Source organism: Cyclobacteriaceae bacterium (assembly GCA_030584025.1).
Lineage (GTDB): Bacteria > Bacteroidota > Bacteroidia > Cytophagales > Cyclobacteriaceae > UBA2336.
Window position 1 is genome coordinate 1,839,803 of record CP129487.1, and the last position, 18,332, is coordinate 1,858,134.

Here is an 18,332-nt window from a genome sequence, read left to right on the forward strand (position 1 = left end):
GATTAACTAAATAATATCTGGTATAACCAAGCACCTAAAACTCCGCCAACAATCGGCCCCACCACTGGTATCCATGCATAGCTCCAATCAGAAGAACCCTTACCGTGAATCGGTAAAAGAAAATGAGCTAATCGCGGACCAAGGTCGCGGGCCGGATTAATGGCGAAACCCGTTGTACCGCCTAACGAAAGACCAATTGAAATAATGAGTAAACCAACCACGAGCGGATTTAAACCTTCCGTGAATGTGTTGGCACCAATGGTCAGTAAGCCTAAAATCAACACCGCTGTGCCGATGATTTCACTGATCAGGTTGTTTAAGGGTGAACGTATAGCAGGCCCCGTGCTGAAAATGGCCAGCTTTCCGGCAGGGTCATTTGTGGCCGACCAGTGCGGCAGGTAGTGCAGCCACACTAAAATGGCACCTGTAAAGGCGCCTGCCAATTGTGCCAATATATATCCAGGCACTTGTGCCCAATCAAAACTTCCTGAAAATGCAAGCGCCAACGTTACAGCCGGATTTATGTGCGCACCGCTGAATTGCCCAACGGCATAGATGGCTAGGGTAACCGCGAGCCCCCAGGCGATGACAATGACTAACCATCCGGCATTCTCGGCTTTGGTTCGTTTTAATACTACGGAAGCCACAACCCCATCACCCAATAAAATAAGTGTAAGTGTGCCTAAAAATTCTGCGAGGTAAGGAGACATAAGCGATTGAAATTCAAGTTGTGTTAAGGTTAAACTTAACATAAATTCTAATGCAAGTGCACAAAATCAGACTGTAAAAACATCCTTGCGAGTTAAAAACCTTATCCTATTTTTGCCACCTGCTTTAAAGAAAACATGGAACAAGAAACGCTGGTCCGCTATACCGACCTGATTGCTGAGGAACTGAATCAACCCGTGAAATACGTTCGTGCCGTGGCCGAGTTATTAGCCGAAGGCTCCACCATCCCCTTCATCTCGCGTTACCGCAAGGAAATGACCGGTAGCATGGATGAAGTGAACATTGCGAACGTACGCGACCGGCTTGAACAACTTCAGGAACTGGATAAGCGCAGGGAAGCCGTGATCAGTTCTATTGAAAAGCAAGGATTTCTAACACCTGAATTGCTGGCGTTATTGGCCAAAGCCAAAACCCTGGCTGAGGTGGAAGATATTTATCTGCCCTTCAGACCCAAACGTAAGACCCGCGCCAGTATGGCTAAGGAAAAAGGGCTTGAGCCGTTGGCACAAAAAATATTCGATCAGGAGAAGTTTGACCTCGATGCTTTCGCGAAATCTTTTGTGGATACTGAAAAAGGAGTTGCCGATCTCGAAGAAGCATTGGCCGGTGCGCGTGATATCATTGCCGAATGGGTAAGTGAAAATCCGGAAACACGTAAAAACCTACGCGAACTTTTCTGGAAGGAAGGAACCGTTGTAGCAAAGGTTGTCAAGAGCAAAGAAGCGGAAGGGCAAAAGTTCAAAGATTACTTTGATTGGAATGAACCTATTGCCAAAACACCTTCACATCGATTGTTGGCCTTACGCAGAGGCGAAAAGGAAGGCATTCTTACACTGGACATTTTCCCTCTGGAAGAATCGGCTACAGAGTTATTGGAGCGACAGTACATCAAAGGAGCAAATGCTGCTACCGAACAAGTGAAGCTTGCCGTTCATGACAGCTACAAACGTTTGCTTCGGCCATCGCTTGAAACTGAAATTCGCATGGAGTCAAAAATGAAAGCGGATGAAGAAGCGATAAAAGTATTTGCTACCAACCTGAAAGAGTTGCTGCTGGCGGCACCACTCGGACAAAAAAATGTGTTGGCGCTTGATCCAGGCTTTCGTAGTGGTTGTAAGGTCGTGTGCCTCGACCGGCAAGGAAAGCTCGTGCATCACGATGTTATTTATCCGCACGAACCACAGCGTGAGAAAGCCAAAGCAGGTGCATTGATTAAAGCGCTTTGTGAGAAATTTGAAATTGAAGCCATTGCTATTGGTAATGGAACCGCAAGTCGGGAAACGGAATCGTTTGTCAAATCGATCGGGTTACCGAACAAAATCATCATCGTGATGGTGAACGAAAGCGGAGCTTCCGTGTATTCTGCATCGGATGTAGCGCGTGAAGAATTCCCCGACAAGGATGTAACCGTGCGTGGTGCCGTTTCAATAGGCAGAAGGTTGGTCGATCCGTTAGCTGAACTGGTAAAGATTGATGCCAAATCGATTGGCGTTGGGCAGTACCAGCATGATGTGGATCAAAGTAAACTGAAGCAAGGACTTGACGATGTAGTGATCAGTTGCGTAAACGCAGTAGGCGTTGAAGTAAATACCGCCAGCAAGGAATTACTCTCTTACGTTTCAGGGCTAACCCCTGCTTTGGCCCGTAACATCGTAGAATACCGAAATCAGAATGGCCCGTTTAAAAGTCGCGAAGAGCTGATGAAGGTGACGCGCTTTGGAGAGAAAGTGTTTGAACAGGCAGCAGGATTTTTACGCATACGTGAAGCTGAAAATCCGTTGGACGCCAGTGCCGTACACCCTGAAAGCTACGACATTGTGAGTAAAATGGCGAAAGACCTGAACTGTTCAGTAAAAGACCTGATGACCAGCACAGAACTTCGCAGGCAACTCGACCTAACCAAGTACCTGACCGATAAAACCGGGCTCCCCACCCTTACGGATATCGTTTCGGAACTTGAAAAACCCGGTCGCGACCCCCGCAAGGTGTTTGAAATCTTCAGCTTTACCGAAGGCGTGAACACAATCGAAGACCTGAAACTGGGTATGAAACTACCCGGCATTGTAACCAACGTGACTAATTTTGGTGCGTTTGTGGACATTGGCGTTCACCAGGATGGTTTAGTGCATATTTCCCACCTGGCCGATAAGTTCATTAAAGATCCAAATGAATCAGTTACCGTTCAGCAAAAGGTAATGGTTACCGTGGTGGAAGTAGATGTACCGCGCAAACGCATCGGGTTATCCATGAAAAGCGATCCGTTTGCAGAACAGCCGCAACAACCTGCTCCAGGTAAAAAGGCCAGCCCAGGCAAACCGGGATCATCAAAACCAAAAGGAAAACCACAACACAAGCCCAAACAACCTGAGTTGAGTATGGAAGAAAAGCTGGCGTTGCTGAAGGAGAAGTTTAAGAGATAAGAAAAGGATAGACTTTAAAATTAAAATCAATGAATTTGTTTTGTCCACTTGATTATTTCGACTTCCTTTAAATCAAAAGAAATCCTATATTCAATGTATTAAGTGAATAAAACATGATTTCAAATCTTAAAATAAAGAATTTTAAATCGATAAAGTCTTTGAACATAGAGACTAAAAGAATCAATGTCTTTATCGGTGAACATAATTCCGGTAAAAGCAATATTCTTGAAGCCTTAACTTGGTTTTCAGTAAACGCACTCGACCAAAGGGTATTCCCTGAAATTTTCAGATTTAAGACAGCTACTGATTTCTTTTATGACTTTGATGCCTCAAATCCGATTGAAATATCAACATCCAAGTTTAATTTTATTTTAAGATATGCCAGAAATACAAATGGTGCACTTTTAAACCATTTAGAAGGGCTTATTTATCCAGCAACAATTGATAAGGACTTTCTGAATTCAGTATGGAATGAGCAACAGTTGGGTAAGCTATCAAATAGTATTTTTTTTCGGCTACAATTTAGCGGTGAAATTGATACACCTTCTGGTATTCTTGATAGCCCCTTTAAAACTTATACTTTTAAAAAATTAAAGGATTTTAAATCTAACTTTAGACCATTTCTTAATCCTCCATTTGGTGAAAATATTCCCTCCTTACTGATCTCAAATAAAGGATACCAAGAAAGGATACGGACAATCTTTAAAGCGAAGGGCTTTAGACTTATGCTAAAGCCAACCGAAAATGACTTTAGTATGGCAAAAGATGTTAATGATGAACTCTATGCCTATCCCTATCAATCAATTTCAGAGACCCTTCAAAGAATCATTTTCTACACGTTGATAATCGAAACAAATAAAGGCTCTGTATTAGTTTTAGATGAGCCTGAATCAAATACATTCCCAATGTACACCAAACAGCTTGCTGAGTTGATTGCTTTTGATTCCCAAAATCAATATTTCATAGCTACGCACAATCCTTATTTACTAGATTCATTGATAAGTAAAACTCCAATTGAGGAGTTAGCCGTTTTTGTGACTACTATGGAAGATTATCAAACAAAGGTTCATCAAATATCACCAAGCAGGCTCTCTGAACTTCTTAACAAAGGTGTTGATTTTTACTTTAACCTTGATAAGCTGCTCGATTAATGGATATTGTAGTAGAATGTAAACCAGATGAGGCCTTAGTAAGAGCCTTAGGCTTCACCAAGAAAAATGTAACACATCAACCAAGCAAAGCGAGGGTATTGAGTTATTTAGATCGAAATCGTGGAGCTATTGGGATTGTTGATGAAGATCCGGGTACCGCAAATGCTGGTTATTTTTCGAAATACACAAAAATATCCGAGGCTAAATTTGATATTGAAGAATGGTCTGTCACAAAAATGCAAATTCGCTTAATCATTATTAAGCCAAGGCTTGAGGAGTGGATAATTAGGCAAGCGAATTCATCAAAAATCGATTTACGAGATTATTCACTGGAGCCTGATGGTTATCATCTACATAAAATTATAAACGAAAAGTTGGATAAATTTGAAGCTTTATTGACAGATCTACTTAAAGAGAAAAACCAAGGTTTAGTGCATTTAAAAAGCATTATCTCTTCTGGTAATTATTAGTATCGAGCAATTTATTAAGATAGAATTGCACAGCAGCCATTAGGTTTTCCAAGACTTCATTTACTGTCTTGCCATGAGCATGCCAATCTGGATTGTTAAGGCGTCATGCATTAAATTCTGTCCCGTCTTTTCTACTTTAAAGGTGAATGGACAATTACTCATTAAGTGTGTCCATAATTCATTACCCACTCATTTCTCATACGTTTTTGAGCAACAAGAGCATCTTCTTTCCACCTAACAAGACCACAAAACTTTCGAGCATCGAGCCGCTTTTTCTTTGATAAGCGTTCAACAGCTTTGGCTAAATCTTCCTTCTTTATTCTTCTGCTGATATGAATAGTCTTACCCATGACGATAAAGATCTTAGTCAAAGATAAACATTTATCCCATCAAAGTTCCAACTCAATCGTCTCCCCTACACCAAAGGCTTTACCGCCTTTTGAATCGTTGGGTTTATCCGTTTTCTTTTGCCGAGGTTTTTTAGTCTCGTCTTTACCTACTTCTTCTTTGCTTTTTTCTTGCTGACTTTTGCTTTCCCCGAAGAGGCTTGCCTGCTCGACTTTTTGCTTGGCTTTTTTGTTGCTTTGGTTGCTGTCTTCCTGGCTTTGCCTTTTGGGCTCTTCGAAGAGGCTGGCTTGCTCGGGCTCCGTTTCCTCTTTTTTTTTTCCCCGATAGCTATCGGGGTCAATACCCTTTCCGGTTTCGGTCGCCTCGGTGTCGTCAGCTTCGTCAGGTGTTTGGTCCTCAGGTTCGTCAGGCAAATGCACCTTGGTTATCTTAAACTGACTGAGTCGGTTGCCCAGAGCTTTCCACCCTTTCACATCCACCACATCCTCCAGGTTAACTACCTCGGTAACCTTCTTTTTGTCCTTTCCTTTACTTAACTCAAGTTCAATTTCAGGTGTATCGCTTGTAGTTACCAATACTAAGCGAGAGCCGATAGTTTCAGAGATAAACCCAAATTCTTTATCGACTGTACTGGTTTCAATCAAAAATCGTTTCACCATATGCTGCTTCGACTCCCCATCGATGTACACGGCCGAGATCACTTTCTTGGGATTGAACTTCTCCACGGCCAACGTTTTCTCCGGATCGAAACGGGTGGTGATGTCGTACCCGGTAATGCGATAGGAACCGTTGCGCAGGAAGGTAATGATCTGATCCTCGCCTGCAAACTTACCGAGGTATTTGCCGCGCTCATCTTTGTTCAATCTACCGGCATCAGCATCGTACCACAAATTCAGTTTGCCTAAAGTTGAAGTACCCGCTTGCAGGAAGTCGACTTTACGGATGGGATACTTGGTAAGAATGTTACCACGCGCACCACGACCTTTCACTTCCAGATCGGCAAAATCAAATTCAAATATTTTTTTACGCGCTGTACTCGACTGCGATAACTTCACTTCAACAATCTCTGCTTCACCGTTCGGGTTACCTGTTACGTAATGAATCTTCGAGTTCGGATGACCTTGCGTGAGGTCATATTCTTTATCACGGATAACGCCCGGCATGGTGAAGCGCTTCACAAAACCTTTTCCGGATTTGCCATCGGAATAAATCAGGTTATACACCATGCGGTCATCCCCTTTCTTCCACACACCCACATACAAAATATCTTTACCCATAAAGACTTTCTCCGAGATGCGGCTCACCAGCGCCTTACCATCTTTGCGGATGGCAATGATGTCATCCAGTTCGGAGCAATCGCATACAAACTCATCGCGCTTTAATCCATAACCTACAAAGCCATCCGAACGGTTTACATACAACTTCTGGTTGATGGCAATTACTTCCGTTGCGGTTACCGACTGGAAGCTCTTGATCTCTGTTTTGCGTTCCCGACCTTTACCATATTTATCCAACAGATTCTGGTAATACGAAATCGCGTAATCGGTCAGGTGCTTCAGGTGGTGTTCCGTTTCCTTCAGCTGCTTTTCCAAATCTTTAAGCAACTCATCAGCCTTGAATGAATCGTAGCGGGAAATGCGCTTAATCTTGATCTCCGTAAGGCGAACAATGTCATCCGTGGTGATTTCTCTATAAAACTTCTTTTTATGGGGTTTCAGGCCTTTATCGATGGTAGAAATCACTTCCTCCCAGCTTTCGCATTCTTCAATGTCGCGGTAAATTCGGTTTTCGATGAAGATCTTCTCCAATGACGAAAACAGGATTTTCTCCTTCAATTCGGCCTTTCTGATCTCCAACTCCTGTTTCAGCAGCTTTACCGTTTGCTGGGTGTTGTATTTCAGGATGTCGTTTACGCTCATGAATTGCGGTTTGTCTTCCACAATCACGCATGCGTTGGGCGAAATGCTGATTTCGCAATCTGTAAAGGCATACAGGGCATCCATGGCCACTTCAGGCGACTGCCCCGGCTGCAGGTTAATCTGAATTTCTACATCCTTGGCGGTATTATCCACCACCTGCTTTACCTTAATCTGCCCCTTCTCACTGGCTTTTACGATGGATTCCATCAAAGAAGTAGTGGTGGTAGCAAACGGTATCTCCCTGATTACAAGTGTCTTTTTATCGGCTATTTCAATTTTTGCACGCACCTTTATTTTTCCACCACGCAATCCCTGGTTGTATTCAGAAAAATCGGCAATACCGCCCGTTGGGAAGTCCGGATAGATTTTAGGGTTCTTGCCTTTCAGTACATCAATGGAAGCTTTGATCAGCTCACAGAAGTTGTGGGGAAGGATTTTAGTAGAAAGGCCCACCGCAATACCTTCAACACCTTGTGCCAATAGCAACGGAAACTTAACCGGAAGCGTAACGGGCTCTTTTTTACGGCCATCGTACGAAAGCTGCCATTCCGTTGTCTGGGCGTTGTACACCACATCCAACGCAAATTTGGAAAGACGGGCTTCAATGTAGCGAGGTGCAGCAGCGCTATCGCCTGTGCGTACATCGCCCCAGTTACCCTGGGTTTCAATTAGTATGTCCTTCTGACCGATGTTTACAATCGCCTCCCCGATGGCTGCATCCCCATGCGGGTGATATTGCATGGTATTACCGATTACGTTTGCCACTTTGTTGAAGCGGCCATCGTCCATCTCCTTCAGTGAGTGCATGATCCTGCGCTGCACGGGTTTGAAGCCATCTTCAATGCGCGGTACGGCACGCTCCAGAATTACATATGAGGCATAATCGAGGAACCAATCCTGGTACAGGCCATCCACACCAATGGAAATGATCCCATCCTTGTCCTTTTTGCTTTTGCCTTTTACTTCAGGTGCTTTTACAGCTTTCTTTTTCTTGCTCATCTCTTACGACAGTACTTAAGCTTTTTCTTCTTTGCGGTAGCTTGGCGTCTTGGCGTCTCTGCGGTTCCGATTACATTCGGATATTTTAACCGCAAAGTCGCGGAGGCGCTAAGCTGGTTCCTCTAATTCTTCTTCAAGGGATTCAACTTTATCCAGTTCAATCCTCAGGTTATCAATGATGAAATCCTGACGATCGGGTGTGTTTTTACCCATGTAAAACTCCAGCACCTCGCGCAAGTGACTGTCTTTGTCTAATTGCACGGGCTGCAGCCTGATGTTCTCTCCGATAAACTTGCCGAACTCATCCGGAGAAATTTCGCCCAATCCCTTGAAGCGGGTGATCTCGGGTTTGCTGCCTAATTTCTTAATGGCATCTTGCTTCTCCTCTTCACTGTAGCAGTAAATGGTTTCCTTCTTGTTGCGTACGCGGAACAACGGAGTCTCCAAAATGAACACATGTCCGGCCTTCACCAAATCGGGAAAGAATTGCAAGAAGAACGTCATCAGCAATAAGCGTATGTGCATGCCGTCTACATCGGCATCCGTGGCGATGATCACCTTGTTGTAACGCAGGCCATCCAACCCATCTTCAATATTCAATGCGTGCTGAAGCAGGTTGAACTCTTCATTTTCATAAACCACTTTTTTGGTTAAGCCAAAACAGTTTAACGGCTTACCTCTCAGCGAGAAAACCGCTTGGGTTTCTACGTTTCTTGATTTGGTAATCGACCCACTGGCCGAGTCACCTTCGGTAATGAAGATCATGGAACCGAAACCGCGCTCGTCTTTCTCATCGAAGTGAAAGCGGCAATCGCGCAGTTTTTTGTTGTGTAGGTTGGCCTTTTTAGCACGCTCGTTGGCCAGCTTTTTAATACCAGCAATCTCCTTGCGCTCACGCTCCGATTGCAAAATGCGCTTTTGCATGGCATCGGCAACCGAAGGATTTTTATGGAGGTAGATTTCAAGCTCTTTGGCAACAAAATCGCCTACATACGACCGCACCGATTGTCCATCTGGTGCCATGTTTACGGAGCCTAACTTCGTTTTCGTTTGCGATTCAAACACAGGCTCCTGCACGCGTACCGCAATGGCGGCAATTACGCTGGCGCGGATGTCGGAAGCATCAAAATCTTTCTTATAGAAATCACGCACACCTTTAATCATGCCTTCGCGGAAAGCAGCGAGGTGTGTTCCACCCTGTGTGGTATTTTGTCCGTTAACAAACGAGTAATATTCTTCACCGTACTGATTGCCATGCGTAAGCGCAAACTCTATATCATCACCCTTTACATGAATAATCGGGTAGCGGATTTCTTCAGGCTCTGTTTTTTGCTTGAGCAGGTCAAGCAACCCGTCTTTGGAATAGAACTTCTTACCATTATAATTGATAGTAAGGCCCGCATTCAAAAACGCATAATTCCACATCAGGTCTTCCAGATAATCCGGAATGAAGTGGTAGTTTTTAAACATGGTGTTATCCGGCTCAAACTCAACCAGTGTGCCGTTGCGTTCTTTGGTTTTTGCTACCTTCGGATCGCTGGTCAGAATGCCCTTCTTGAATTCAGCCAGTTTGGTCTGCCCATCGCGAAACGCCTGAACCTTGAAATAATTGGAAAGAGCATTTACTGCCTTGGTACCTACTCCATTCAATCCTACTGATTTCTGGAAAGCCCCTGAATCGTATTTGGCACCGGTGTTGATTTTAGACACTACATCTACCACCTTACCCAACGGAATGCCGCGGCCATAGTCGCGAACGGTAACGCCTTTTTCGGTTATGGTAATGTCGATGGTCTTTCCATACCCCATCATGTGCTCATCGATACAGTTATCGACTACCTCCTTTACGAGTACATAAATTCCATCATCCTTTGCGGTTCCATCGCCCAACTTACCAATGTACATCCCCGGCCTGAGCCGGATGTGCTCCCGCCAGTCGAGCGATTTAATACTGGCTTCGTTGTACTCAAACACATTGGGGGCTTTTTCAGGTTTAGAAGCTTTAGCCATAAAAATTTAAAAACCAGTTTAAAAAATGAGGTTATCTGCCAATAACGCGAAATTTCGCATCACTGCAACGATATCGTGAAAATGCTGAATTGCAAAAATTTATAAACTCTCATACCATAAGTGATTGATTGATAGCGCATAGAAGAAGTGTTCTATAACTAAAAAATCAGGCGGAAAATTTTTTTATTGCTCCGTAAATCGCTCCGCCAACAACCCACGCCCCGATCAAACCCAGGCTGATGTACAACACAAATCCCGCACGACTGAAATCAAAACTTTCACTGCTATTATACAGGCCGATAAAACTAAAGGCGATGATGAAGAACAGGTTCAGGATTATGATCAGCCCCGTAAACCAGGCTCGTAATGCTTCGCTGGGCACCAGCTTTTTGCCAAATACATACACCAGCACGTTTACAATACCCAGTACGGCCAGCCATACATAAAATACCGTCTCTTTACTGATGGCCGTGGTGTTTACTCCCTCCTCTTGCACCACAACCTGCTCGGGCAAACCGGCATACACATACATCAAATTTGCCATAGCCGCCATAAGCGACAGAAACCATACCCCTCTGAAAACTTTTAGAATCATGTTCGTAAATTAGTGCCGCAAATAAACAACAAAACACCTTGAACATAAACCCGATTGTGCTTTCCATACCCATCTTTTTCATCCTGATGGGCATTGAACTGATTGTGGAGCGGCTCACACACCAGAAGCTTTACCGGCTGCCTGATGCGATCGCCAACCTGAGCTGCGGCATTACCAGTCAGTTGTCCGGATTGTTTTTGAAAATATTTGCGATTGGTGCCTACCAGTTTCTGTTTGAGCACTTTGCCTTCTTCACACTTGAACGTACGTGGTTCTATTGGTTGATGCTTTTCCTGCTGGCTGACATGGCTTACTATTGGGCGCACCGGATGAGCCATGAAATCAATTTATTTTGGGGCGGACATGTGGTGCATCATCAAAGTGAGGAGTATAACTTGTCGGTTGCACTTCGTCAAAGTTCCCTGCAAGTAGTGTGGACGTTTGCGTTTAGTCTGCCGCTTGCGTTTATCGGCTTTAAAACCCTCGACTTCGCCCTGATGTCGGCTTTCATAACGTTATACCAGTTTTGGATTCATACCGAAACGATCAATAAAATGGGTTGGTTCGAATACATCTTCAACACGCCCTCCCACCACCGCGTGCATCACGGGCGCGATCCAAAGTACATCGATAAAAACCACGCAGGTACGCTGATCATTTGGGATAAAATGTTCGGCACGTTTCAGGAAGAAGAAGAACGTCCCACTTATGGCATCACGAAACCCATTAACAGTTGGAATCCCATCTGGGCAAACATCAGTCATTATGCCGAGATGGGTAAAGACATGAAGCAAATTCCAAAATGGAGTGATCGCATTAAATATTTATTCAAAAAACCCGGATGGTTACCCGACTACATGGGTGGATACCGGGCTGCACCGCAAGTAGATAAAGCCACCTATCAAAAGTACGACACACCGGCACCCATTCTGTTGAATTACTATGTATTGTTTCAATACACATTATGTTTGGTGGCAACGGCTTTGTTCTTATTTAATTCTGCCAAGTTTTCATTGGGCGAAAAGGCCTTCATAACCGTTTTGATTTCTTTAACCGTTGTGAATTGTGGTGTGCTGTTTGAAAACCGAAAGTGGGTAGTATGGTCGGAATGGTTGCGCATCATCCTCTACCCTGCTTTGTTAATAGCTGTCACCTATTTCCTCAACCTTCCCGCATGGTACCATGTTATTGGTATCGGCTATTTCTTCATTTCATTTACCTGGTTTTATGTCGTTACCAAAAAACATGCGGCCGTTCAACTGGCTTAGCCTGATCCTTTTCGTCTTTTTAGTCGCGTGTGGAAAATCCCTGCCCACCTTTGAAGCCGTTAACCTCGAGGAATGGAAAGCCGATACCCAGGGCTGTACCGGGAAGCGATCAGCCATGGAGCAAGCCATCCGAAATGAAAAAGACAAACTGCTTGCGCTTAACGAGAAGCAGATTATCAAACTTATGGGTCGACCCGATCAAAACGAACTGTACAAGCGCAACCAGAAATTTTATACCTATTTTGTTACGGCCGGCCCGGACTGTTCAACACCTTCTGAAGTTCCTTTAAAGTTGATTGTGCGCTTTACTGCCATGGGTTTGGCGAATGAGGTGACCATCGAGTGACAGGCCATTTTATTTGCGTTTGATTTTTTGTATCTTCAAGTTCCCTTGATCGTTTGATTAAAACCCGGCAACTATGCAATATCACCCAAACGAAATGTTTCTATTGTACAATCCGAATTCTTCGGATGGAAAGAAAACCAAGGCTATGGCGCTGGACATCTGCAGCCATATTAATGAAGTTGATTCGCTGAATGAGAAACTAGGCCCCACCTACTGGAAGGAAGTGATTACAAAATTAGGTGTTGAACCACAGGATTTGTTGGATCAGTCACACCCGGATTACAAAACCAAAGTGGGCACACAAACCTATACCATGACGGGATGGTTGGACGTGATCATGCACAATCCGCAACTCATCAAAAACCCGATAGCCATTTTTAATGGAAAAGCGGTGGTGTGTCATCAGCCGGCTGATATTCTGAAACTGGGCACTCCGAAAAGCGCCAGCAAAGTATTGCCACACCTGAAGCGAGACGATTAACTCATTAATGCATTGCGCTGAAAAACCTGACGCTTCGATTTAGCCAGATCGATTTTCTTTCGAAGCACGTTTACCAGTGCATCTTTCTTTTTTGCGTTTAGCGGATAGAGTAAAGATGTTTTGAAATAGAATTCCTTGCCCAATTGTTCCGGATGATAAAGGTTGACTTTGTATACACCTCCAAGTGATTCGATTTCTACTGACTCAATGTTTTCCAACGGAATAATATAATCCTGCTGATTTTGATAAACATACAGGAATTCCTGGTCGAAATAAACCTGTTGAAACCTTCCAATAATCTGAATACCTCTATAAAACATCCATCCATAAACAGTAGTCTGAATAACAGCGAATCCCCGTCCCACTCGGATCGATAAAATAGCAATGCTGTTAAAGGCAACGATGTAAAGAATGTACAAATACCAACGGTATGGCCCCAAAAAACGTGAGGATAAACGAGCGAGTTTTTGTTTTTCAGCCATGTGCTAAAGTTTATCTTTGCGCCACAAAATACTAATTGATATGAAAAAGATCGCTGTAGTTGGATCCGGTACGATGGGAAATGGTATAGCGCACGTTTTTGCACAATACGGTTATGCCGTAAACCTGGTGGATATTTCAGAAGACGCCCTTAAAAAAGCATTGGCTACCATTGGCAAAAACCTCGATAGACAAGTTTCCAAACAACTCATTACAGAAGATGCGAAGAATAAAGCATTGAGCAACATCACCACCTATACCGATTTGAAAACCGGTGTGGCTTCAGCCGATCTGATTGTAGAAGCAGCCACCGAAAATGTTGATCTGAAACTTAAAATATTCAACGATCTCGATGCATACAGCAAGCCAGAGGCCATCCTGGCTTCGAATACATCATCCATTTCCATTACCAAAATCGCGGCAGCCACCAAGCGACCGGACAAGGTAATTGGTATGCACTTTATGAACCCGGTACCGGTGATGAAACTGGTGGAAGTGATTCGTGGCTACAACACCAGCGATGCGGTAACGCAAACCATCATGAACCTTTCCAAAATGCTGGAGAAGGTTCCGGTTGAAGTAAACGATTACCCGGGTTTTGTGGCCAACCGGATTTTGATGCCCATGATCAATGAGGCTATCTACACCTTGTATGAAGGCGTTGCCGGTGTAACTGAAATTGACACCGTTATGAAGCTGGGAATGGCCCACCCTATGGGGCCGCTTCAACTAGCCGACTTTATCGGATTGGATGTTTGCCTCTCAATCCTGCACGTATTGCATGATGGCTTCGGCAATCCTAAATATGCACCTTGCCCATTACTGGTTAACATGGTACAGGCCGGGCACAAAGGAGTAAAAACTGGCAGCGGTTTCTATGCGTATACACCGGGAAGCAAAGAATTAAAAGTTGCTGAAAGATTTCAGTAACTTTCAGTACGTCTTTTACAACCCATGCACTTCCAACACCTCTACGCGTTGATTGTCGAGGATGATGATATCCTTCAGCTAATTATGCAAAAAGCGCTGGACGGACAAGGCATTCGAAATAAAGCAGTCGGCAATGGTGTAGAGGCGCTTCGCGCATTAAAATCAAAAGAGTTCGACTTTATTATCATGGATATTAACATGCCTGAACAAGATGGACTTGATGCGGTCCGTTGGATACGGGATGAACGGGATGACTACTTTAAGAAGATCCCCATATTTGCGCTAACCAGTTACGGAACTCCTGAACATACGGCCGAAATAATCGATGCCGGTATGAATGAGCACATGGTTAAGCCCTTTGAAATGCGAAAACTTTTGCAATACCTGATGAAGTACTTCGGGGAGCAAAAGCAATAATTAGTCGCTGATTTTTACACCAACGACTAATTACGAACTGCGTATTATCACTTATTTCTTTAACAGATCTCTTATCTCCGTAAGCAACTGAACATCGGCAGGTGGTGCTGGTGGTGCAGCCGCGGCCTCTTTCTTTTTGGTTGCATTGATCCCTTTAACAATCAGGAACAAAACAAACGCAATGATCACAAAATTAAGCACACCCGATAAGAAGTTACCATATTTTACCGTACCCCATAGCGTAAGCTGACTCAGTTCGCTCAATTGAGCGGCATCCAACGCAGGCTTTAATAACAAAGGGGTAATTACATCGTCAATCAGGGAGCTCACAATTTTACCGAATGCACCCCCAATGATCACACCAATGGCGAGGTCGATTACGTTACCCCGCATGGCAAACTTTTTGAATTCTTGTAACATAGATTAAGTCGTTTAATTTATGCTATAAGTAACACAAAAAAGACCAAATCAGTAAGGACTAACACCCTTTCTTTTCAGTTCTGATTGTCGCATGGGCATCTGATCAATGAGCCCAAAAAGTGTTTTTGTTGGTACAGGTTCTTCGCTGCGGTACTTTTCTGTACCATCTTTCCCCATAAGCACTACGGTAAACTTCTCATTAACCGAAAACCTATCAAGTTCACTTTTTGCGACTTTTTGTATGTGAACCTTGAGAATTTGTATATCCCGTTCATCACAACCTGCCTTTTCAGCTGAAAGCCATTCCAATTGTTGATTTAATGATAATGTCATCTGTGTAGAAAATATAAACCGTTCTATACCGGGAGAATGATGTTTGCGTAAATCCGGTTTGGGATAATAGTAAAAAAGCAACAAGCCACTTCATCATGACTTATACAACACCTATAAGAAGAGAATGTTACTTGATGCGATTAATCGGGTTGCGAAGGCCGGAGTATGAGGTGAGTTCAACACCTGCACTGCCAATAAACATATTGGCGCTGATCTTAATGGGTATTCGATTCTTATCATCCGAAAACCATGCTGTTATGGAATTCTCCCCGCTGAACATTTTATTGTCGGGCATGAGGGGCTTTAGAACTATGGCATTAAACTTTCCGGCTTTGGTTTTCACCGTTTCTTTTCCCTTATACAGAATCTTTAACTCATAGAGGGTATCTTCAAAAAAGCCTTTTACCACAATGGTGTCATTCACTTTTACTTTACTGAAATCCTGTGTACGCATGTACATAAACCCGGCAATCAGATCGCGCACCTGCGGAGGAGCATCATAAAATTTGGGTTCCTTGTACTGACCTGTTTTTTGGTTCAACACTTTAGCTTCGATCTTTGCCTTTTCGTGATTAAAGTTTACAACCTCATCCTTTTTGTATTTTCCTTCCCGTATTTTACGATAAGACATGTGCGGAACCAGTGCGATGGTATCAATGTAGGCACCCCATTGATCGTCTACATCTGCAACCCAATCTACCATACCCGTAGTTTTGCCATACACATCCACCTTGAAACAGTGGCGGTCGTTCATTTTATGGTAGGTGTCGTGGATGACCGTTCTGCCCTTTCCAATGTTGAAGATGCCGTAGCTCATTTTGTACTCCAGCACTTCACCCTTACCAAAACTGTTATTCGGGACATAGGGATAAATGTCGTTTACCCGCTCACTTTGAGTGAAAGCAGTAAGGATGATAAACAGGAAAGCGCTTAAGCCAAGCAGACGCATAGTACAAAGTTATAAAACAGATATTTCCTATGCATTATGCTTTCAAACCCGGTGCCAAAAATGATTTTCGAGCAATCCTGGCCTAAACCGACACATTATTTTCGCGTAAGGCGTCATTCAGCGATGTTTTTTTGTCGGTGCTCTCCTTACGCTTGCCAATAATCAAGGCACAGCCCACGGAAAATTCGCCAGCCGGAAATTTCTTGGCGTAGGATCCGGGAATAACTACAGAACGTTCGGGTACATAACCCTTGTATTCTACCGGAGACGACCCGGTGACATCAATGATTTTGGAACTGGCGGTTAGCACAACGTTAGCACCCAACACAGCTTCTTTGCCAACGCGTACACCTTCCACTACAATGCATCGCGATCCGATAAAGGCATTGTCCTCAATGATTACAGGCGCAGCCTGAACCGGCTCCAACACGCCACCAATTCCCACACCCCCACTCAGGTGAACATTCTTGCCTATCTGTGCACAACTCCCCACAGTGGCCCAGGTATCAACCATGGTTCCTTCGTCTACATACGCACCAATATTTACATAAGAAGGCATCATGATAACGCCTTTACTCACATAAGCACCGTATCGGGCAATGGCATGCGGAACCACGCGCACCCCCAGGGCTTTATAGTTTTTCTTCAATGCAATCTTGTCGTGAAATTCAAACGGACCAACTTCAATGGTTTCCATTTGTTGGATCGGAAAATACAGGATCACCGCCTTCTTCACCCATTCGTTCACTTGCCAGCTATCTTCGGTTGGCTGGGCAACCCGCAGTTCACCCTTATCCAGCTTCTCCACAACCGTGCGTATGGCGGCCTGGTGTTCGGGGTGTTGCAGCAGACTTCTGTCATCCCATGTCTTTTCAATGATCTGTTTTAATTCCATCTTTAACGCAAGATTTTAATGCCCAAATAATTTTGCCGCAAGTAAGCAAAATCAGCAGAATAGTACTTGCATCCATACTGAAACCTGTGGATGAAACCCGCATGTTTGAGAAAATCGGGAGTTCCTTGGCACTTGCAGGGCATGAGGTACATCTAATTGGCTTTCCGTCAGCAAAAGTCACCGAGTCCAATTCAAAAATCAGTCTACACCCTATTTCCTCGCATCCATTTAAGCGACTTAGCTTAACCCGGTTATTCGCATCACTTCGGGTGCTCCGTATGGTTCTAAAACTAAAGCCCGATTATTTCATCATCACCACGCATGAACTATTGTTTACAGCGCTATGGTGTAAACTCATTACGGGGTGCAAGGTGCTATACGATGTACAGGAAAACTATTACCGTAACATCCGGTATACAACGGCCTTTCCTATTGGGCTAAGATCAGTACTCGCCTTGTGGGTACGACTAAAAGAACGGTTATTGCGCCCCATCATCACAACATACATACTGGCTGAAAAAGGGTATGCAGAAGAAATGCCCTTTATGAAGCCACACCTGGTACTCGAAAACAAAATCACAAAGGCTACAGCAGATCAATACAGGAAGAAGCAGCAAAGTGGTTACGCACACCTGCTGTTTACCGGCACATTAGCTGAAACGACTGGTGTATTTCACGCCATCCGGTTAACGGAAGAGCTGCACAAACTTGACGACTCGTTTACACTTACCATTATTGGGCATGCGCCATCTACTTCTGTTCACAACCAGCTGTTAAAGCTGAGCGAACAAAAAAACTTCATTCAGTACCGGGGAAGTGAACAGCCCATACCGCATGAATCCATTTTGAATGCCATTCATAAGGCCGATTTCGGTATTATCTGGTATCCGCCAAACCCCAGTACGGCTTGCTCCATCCCCACCAAGCTATATGAATACATGGGGCTCCATCTTCCTGTTTTGATCTCGCACAATGCACAATCAGAAGCATTGGTAGAGCAAAACAAAACAGGAATGGTTCTTAATCAAAAATCAGATTATCAACAACTTATATCAGAAATGAAAAACTTCAGGTTCCCCGTGAGCCAGGAGAACCTGTACTTTGATCAGGATGTACCTTCGCTCATCCAGCTTTTGGGATATAATAAATAATCTAAATATTTTTTTAGACCA

19 protein-coding genes are annotated in these 18,332 nt (G+C 43.9%); 9 read left to right on the forward strand and 10 right to left on the reverse strand.

The annotated features are described in order from the left end of the window. Positions 1-2: 2 nt before the first annotated feature. Positions 3-710, reverse strand: coding sequence for an MIP/aquaporin family protein (locus tag QY309_08320; protein WKZ61485.1), 708 nt, complete (start codon positions 708-710; stop codon positions 3-5). Between the two features lie 135 nt (positions 711-845). Here QY309_08320 and QY309_08325 point away from each other — a divergent pair, with 135 nt between their 5' ends. From QY309_08325 to QY309_08335, 3 genes are all read left to right on the forward strand, one after another. Further along, a complete protein-coding gene (locus QY309_08325; protein WKZ61486.1) occupies positions 846-3,149 on the forward strand; it encodes a Tex family protein in 2,304 nt (767 codons plus the stop codon). Positions 3,150-3,262: 113 nt separating this feature from the next. Further along, a complete protein-coding gene (locus tag QY309_08330; protein WKZ61487.1) occupies positions 3,263-4,300 on the forward strand; it encodes an AAA family ATPase in 1,038 nt (345 codons plus the stop codon). After that, a complete protein-coding gene (locus QY309_08335; GenBank protein WKZ61488.1) occupies positions 4,300-4,770 on the forward strand; it encodes a hypothetical protein in 471 nt (156 codons plus the stop codon). The genes QY309_08330 and QY309_08335 overlap by 1 nt, the downstream gene beginning before the upstream one ends. Positions 4,771-4,931: 161 nt before the next feature. Here QY309_08335 and QY309_08340 read toward each other — a convergent pair whose 3' ends face one another. The 4 genes from QY309_08340 to QY309_08355 form a co-directional block, all read right to left on the reverse strand. Further along, the gene (locus tag QY309_08340; GenBank protein ID WKZ61489.1) at positions 4,932-5,120 is read right to left on the reverse strand and encodes a hypothetical protein; all 189 of its coding nucleotides are present in this window, start codon (positions 5,118-5,120) and stop codon (positions 4,932-4,934) included. Between the two features lie 39 nt (positions 5,121-5,159). After that, the gene (locus tag QY309_08345) at positions 5,160-8,036 is read right to left on the reverse strand and encodes a DNA gyrase/topoisomerase IV subunit A (protein WKZ61490.1); all 2,877 of its coding nucleotides are present in this window, start codon (positions 8,034-8,036) and stop codon (positions 5,160-5,162) included. A 108-nt stretch (positions 8,037-8,144) separates the two neighbouring features. Beyond that, positions 8,145-10,046, reverse strand: a complete 1,902-nt coding sequence (locus QY309_08350; protein WKZ61491.1) for a DNA topoisomerase IV subunit B — start codon at positions 10,044-10,046, stop codon at positions 8,145-8,147. Between the two features lie 166 nt (positions 10,047-10,212). Further along, positions 10,213-10,641: a hypothetical protein gene (locus tag QY309_08355; GenBank protein WKZ61492.1), complete on the reverse strand. Its 429-nt coding sequence runs from the start codon at positions 10,639-10,641 to the stop codon at positions 10,213-10,215. Positions 10,642-10,679: 38 nt separating this feature from the next. Here QY309_08355 and QY309_08360 point away from each other — a divergent pair, with 38 nt between their 5' ends. The 3 genes from QY309_08360 to QY309_08370 all read left to right on the forward strand — a co-directional run bounded on the left by QY309_08360 (position 10,680) and on the right by QY309_08370 (position 12,736). Next, on the forward strand, positions 10,680-11,909 hold the full coding sequence (locus QY309_08360) for a sterol desaturase family protein (GenBank protein WKZ61493.1): 1,230 nt from the start codon (positions 10,680-10,682) through the stop codon (positions 11,907-11,909). After that, positions 11,869-12,255, forward strand: coding sequence for a hypothetical protein (locus tag QY309_08365; protein WKZ61494.1), 387 nt, complete (start codon positions 11,869-11,871; stop codon positions 12,253-12,255). Before QY309_08360 ends, QY309_08365 begins: the two co-directional genes overlap by 41 nt. A gap of 73 nt (positions 12,256-12,328) precedes the next feature. After that, complete coding sequence (locus QY309_08370; GenBank protein ID WKZ61495.1) at positions 12,329-12,736, forward strand: ArsC/Spx/MgsR family protein; 408 nt, start codon at positions 12,329-12,331, stop codon at positions 12,734-12,736. On the opposite strand, the gene QY309_08375 is transcribed toward QY309_08370, so the two are convergent. Beyond that, on the reverse strand, positions 12,733-13,218 hold the full coding sequence (locus tag QY309_08375; protein ID WKZ61496.1) for a hypothetical protein: 486 nt from the start codon (positions 13,216-13,218) through the stop codon (positions 12,733-12,735). The genes QY309_08370 and QY309_08375 overlap by 4 nt on opposite strands. Positions 13,219-13,258: 40 nt before the next feature. Here QY309_08375 and QY309_08380 point away from each other — a divergent pair, with 40 nt between their 5' ends. Then, the gene (locus QY309_08380; protein WKZ61497.1) at positions 13,259-14,146 is read left to right on the forward strand and encodes a 3-hydroxybutyryl-CoA dehydrogenase; all 888 of its coding nucleotides are present in this window, start codon (positions 13,259-13,261) and stop codon (positions 14,144-14,146) included. 24 nt (positions 14,147-14,170) lie between these two features. Beyond that, the gene (locus tag QY309_08385) at positions 14,171-14,563 is read left to right on the forward strand and encodes a response regulator (GenBank protein ID WKZ61498.1); all 393 of its coding nucleotides are present in this window, start codon (positions 14,171-14,173) and stop codon (positions 14,561-14,563) included. A 51-nt stretch (positions 14,564-14,614) separates the two neighbouring features. Here the strand turns inward: QY309_08385 and mscL are convergent, their stop codons facing one another. The 4 genes from mscL to QY309_08405 all read right to left on the reverse strand — a co-directional run bounded on the left by mscL (position 14,615) and on the right by QY309_08405 (position 17,160). Then, a complete protein-coding gene (gene mscL, locus QY309_08390) occupies positions 14,615-14,983 on the reverse strand; it encodes a large conductance mechanosensitive channel protein MscL (GenBank protein ID WKZ61499.1) in 369 nt (122 codons plus the stop codon). 48 nt (positions 14,984-15,031) lie between these two features. Beyond that, positions 15,032-15,316: a DUF4174 domain-containing protein gene (locus tag QY309_08395; protein WKZ61500.1), complete on the reverse strand. Its 285-nt coding sequence runs from the start codon at positions 15,314-15,316 to the stop codon at positions 15,032-15,034. Between the two features lie 127 nt (positions 15,317-15,443). Then, complete coding sequence (locus tag QY309_08400; protein ID WKZ61501.1) at positions 15,444-16,265, reverse strand: DUF3108 domain-containing protein; 822 nt, start codon at positions 16,263-16,265, stop codon at positions 15,444-15,446. A gap of 82 nt (positions 16,266-16,347) precedes the next feature. Further along, positions 16,348-17,160, reverse strand: a complete 813-nt coding sequence (locus QY309_08405) for a 2,3,4,5-tetrahydropyridine-2,6-dicarboxylate N-succinyltransferase (protein WKZ61502.1) — start codon at positions 17,158-17,160, stop codon at positions 16,348-16,350. 32 nt (positions 17,161-17,192) lie between these two features. On the opposite strand from QY309_08405, the gene QY309_08410 reads away from it, so the two are divergent. Next, positions 17,193-18,311, forward strand: coding sequence for a glycosyltransferase (locus QY309_08410; GenBank protein ID WKZ61503.1), 1,119 nt, complete (start codon positions 17,193-17,195; stop codon positions 18,309-18,311). Positions 18,312-18,332 lie beyond the last annotated feature (21 nt).

Coding starts and splice junctions, on each gene's coding strand:
- QY309_08395 (WKZ61500.1), bottom strand. CDS start 15,316: ATGACATTATCATTAAATCAACAATTGGAATGGCTTTCAGCTGAAAAG.
- mscL (WKZ61499.1), bottom strand. CDS start 14,983: ATGTTACAAGAATTCAAAAAGTTTGCCATGCGGGGTAACGTAATCGAC.
- QY309_08330 (WKZ61487.1), top strand. CDS start 3,263: ATGATTTCAAATCTTAAAATAAAGAATTTTAAATCGATAAAGTCTTTG.
- QY309_08400 (WKZ61501.1), bottom strand. CDS start 16,265: ATGCGTCTGCTTGGCTTAAGCGCTTTCCTGTTTATCATCCTTACTGCT.
- QY309_08350 (WKZ61491.1), bottom strand. CDS start 10,046: ATGGCTAAAGCTTCTAAACCTGAAAAAGCCCCCAATGTGTTTGAGTAC.
- QY309_08365 (WKZ61494.1), top strand. CDS start 11,869: ATGTCGTTACCAAAAAACATGCGGCCGTTCAACTGGCTTAGCCTGATC.
- QY309_08345 (WKZ61490.1), bottom strand. CDS start 8,036: ATGAGCAAGAAAAAGAAAGCTGTAAAAGCACCTGAAGTAAAAGGCAAA.
- QY309_08335 (WKZ61488.1), top strand. CDS start 4,300: ATGGATATTGTAGTAGAATGTAAACCAGATGAGGCCTTAGTAAGAGCC.
- QY309_08355 (WKZ61492.1), bottom strand. CDS start 10,641: ATGATTCTAAAAGTTTTCAGAGGGGTATGGTTTCTGTCGCTTATGGCG.
- QY309_08320 (WKZ61485.1), bottom strand. CDS start 710: ATGTCTCCTTACCTCGCAGAATTTTTAGGCACACTTACACTTATTTTA.
- QY309_08340 (WKZ61489.1), bottom strand. CDS start 5,120: ATGGGTAAGACTATTCATATCAGCAGAAGAATAAAGAAGGAAGATTTA.
- QY309_08380 (WKZ61497.1), top strand. CDS start 13,259: ATGAAAAAGATCGCTGTAGTTGGATCCGGTACGATGGGAAATGGTATA.
- QY309_08375 (WKZ61496.1), bottom strand. CDS start 13,218: ATGGCTGAAAAACAAAAACTCGCTCGTTTATCCTCACGTTTTTTGGGG.
- QY309_08370 (WKZ61495.1), top strand. CDS start 12,329: ATGCAATATCACCCAAACGAAATGTTTCTATTGTACAATCCGAATTCT.
- QY309_08325 (WKZ61486.1), top strand. CDS start 846: ATGGAACAAGAAACGCTGGTCCGCTATACCGACCTGATTGCTGAGGAA.
- QY309_08405 (WKZ61502.1), bottom strand. CDS start 17,160: ATGGAATTAAAACAGATCATTGAAAAGACATGGGATGACAGAAGTCTG.
- QY309_08385 (WKZ61498.1), top strand. CDS start 14,171: ATGCACTTCCAACACCTCTACGCGTTGATTGTCGAGGATGATGATATC.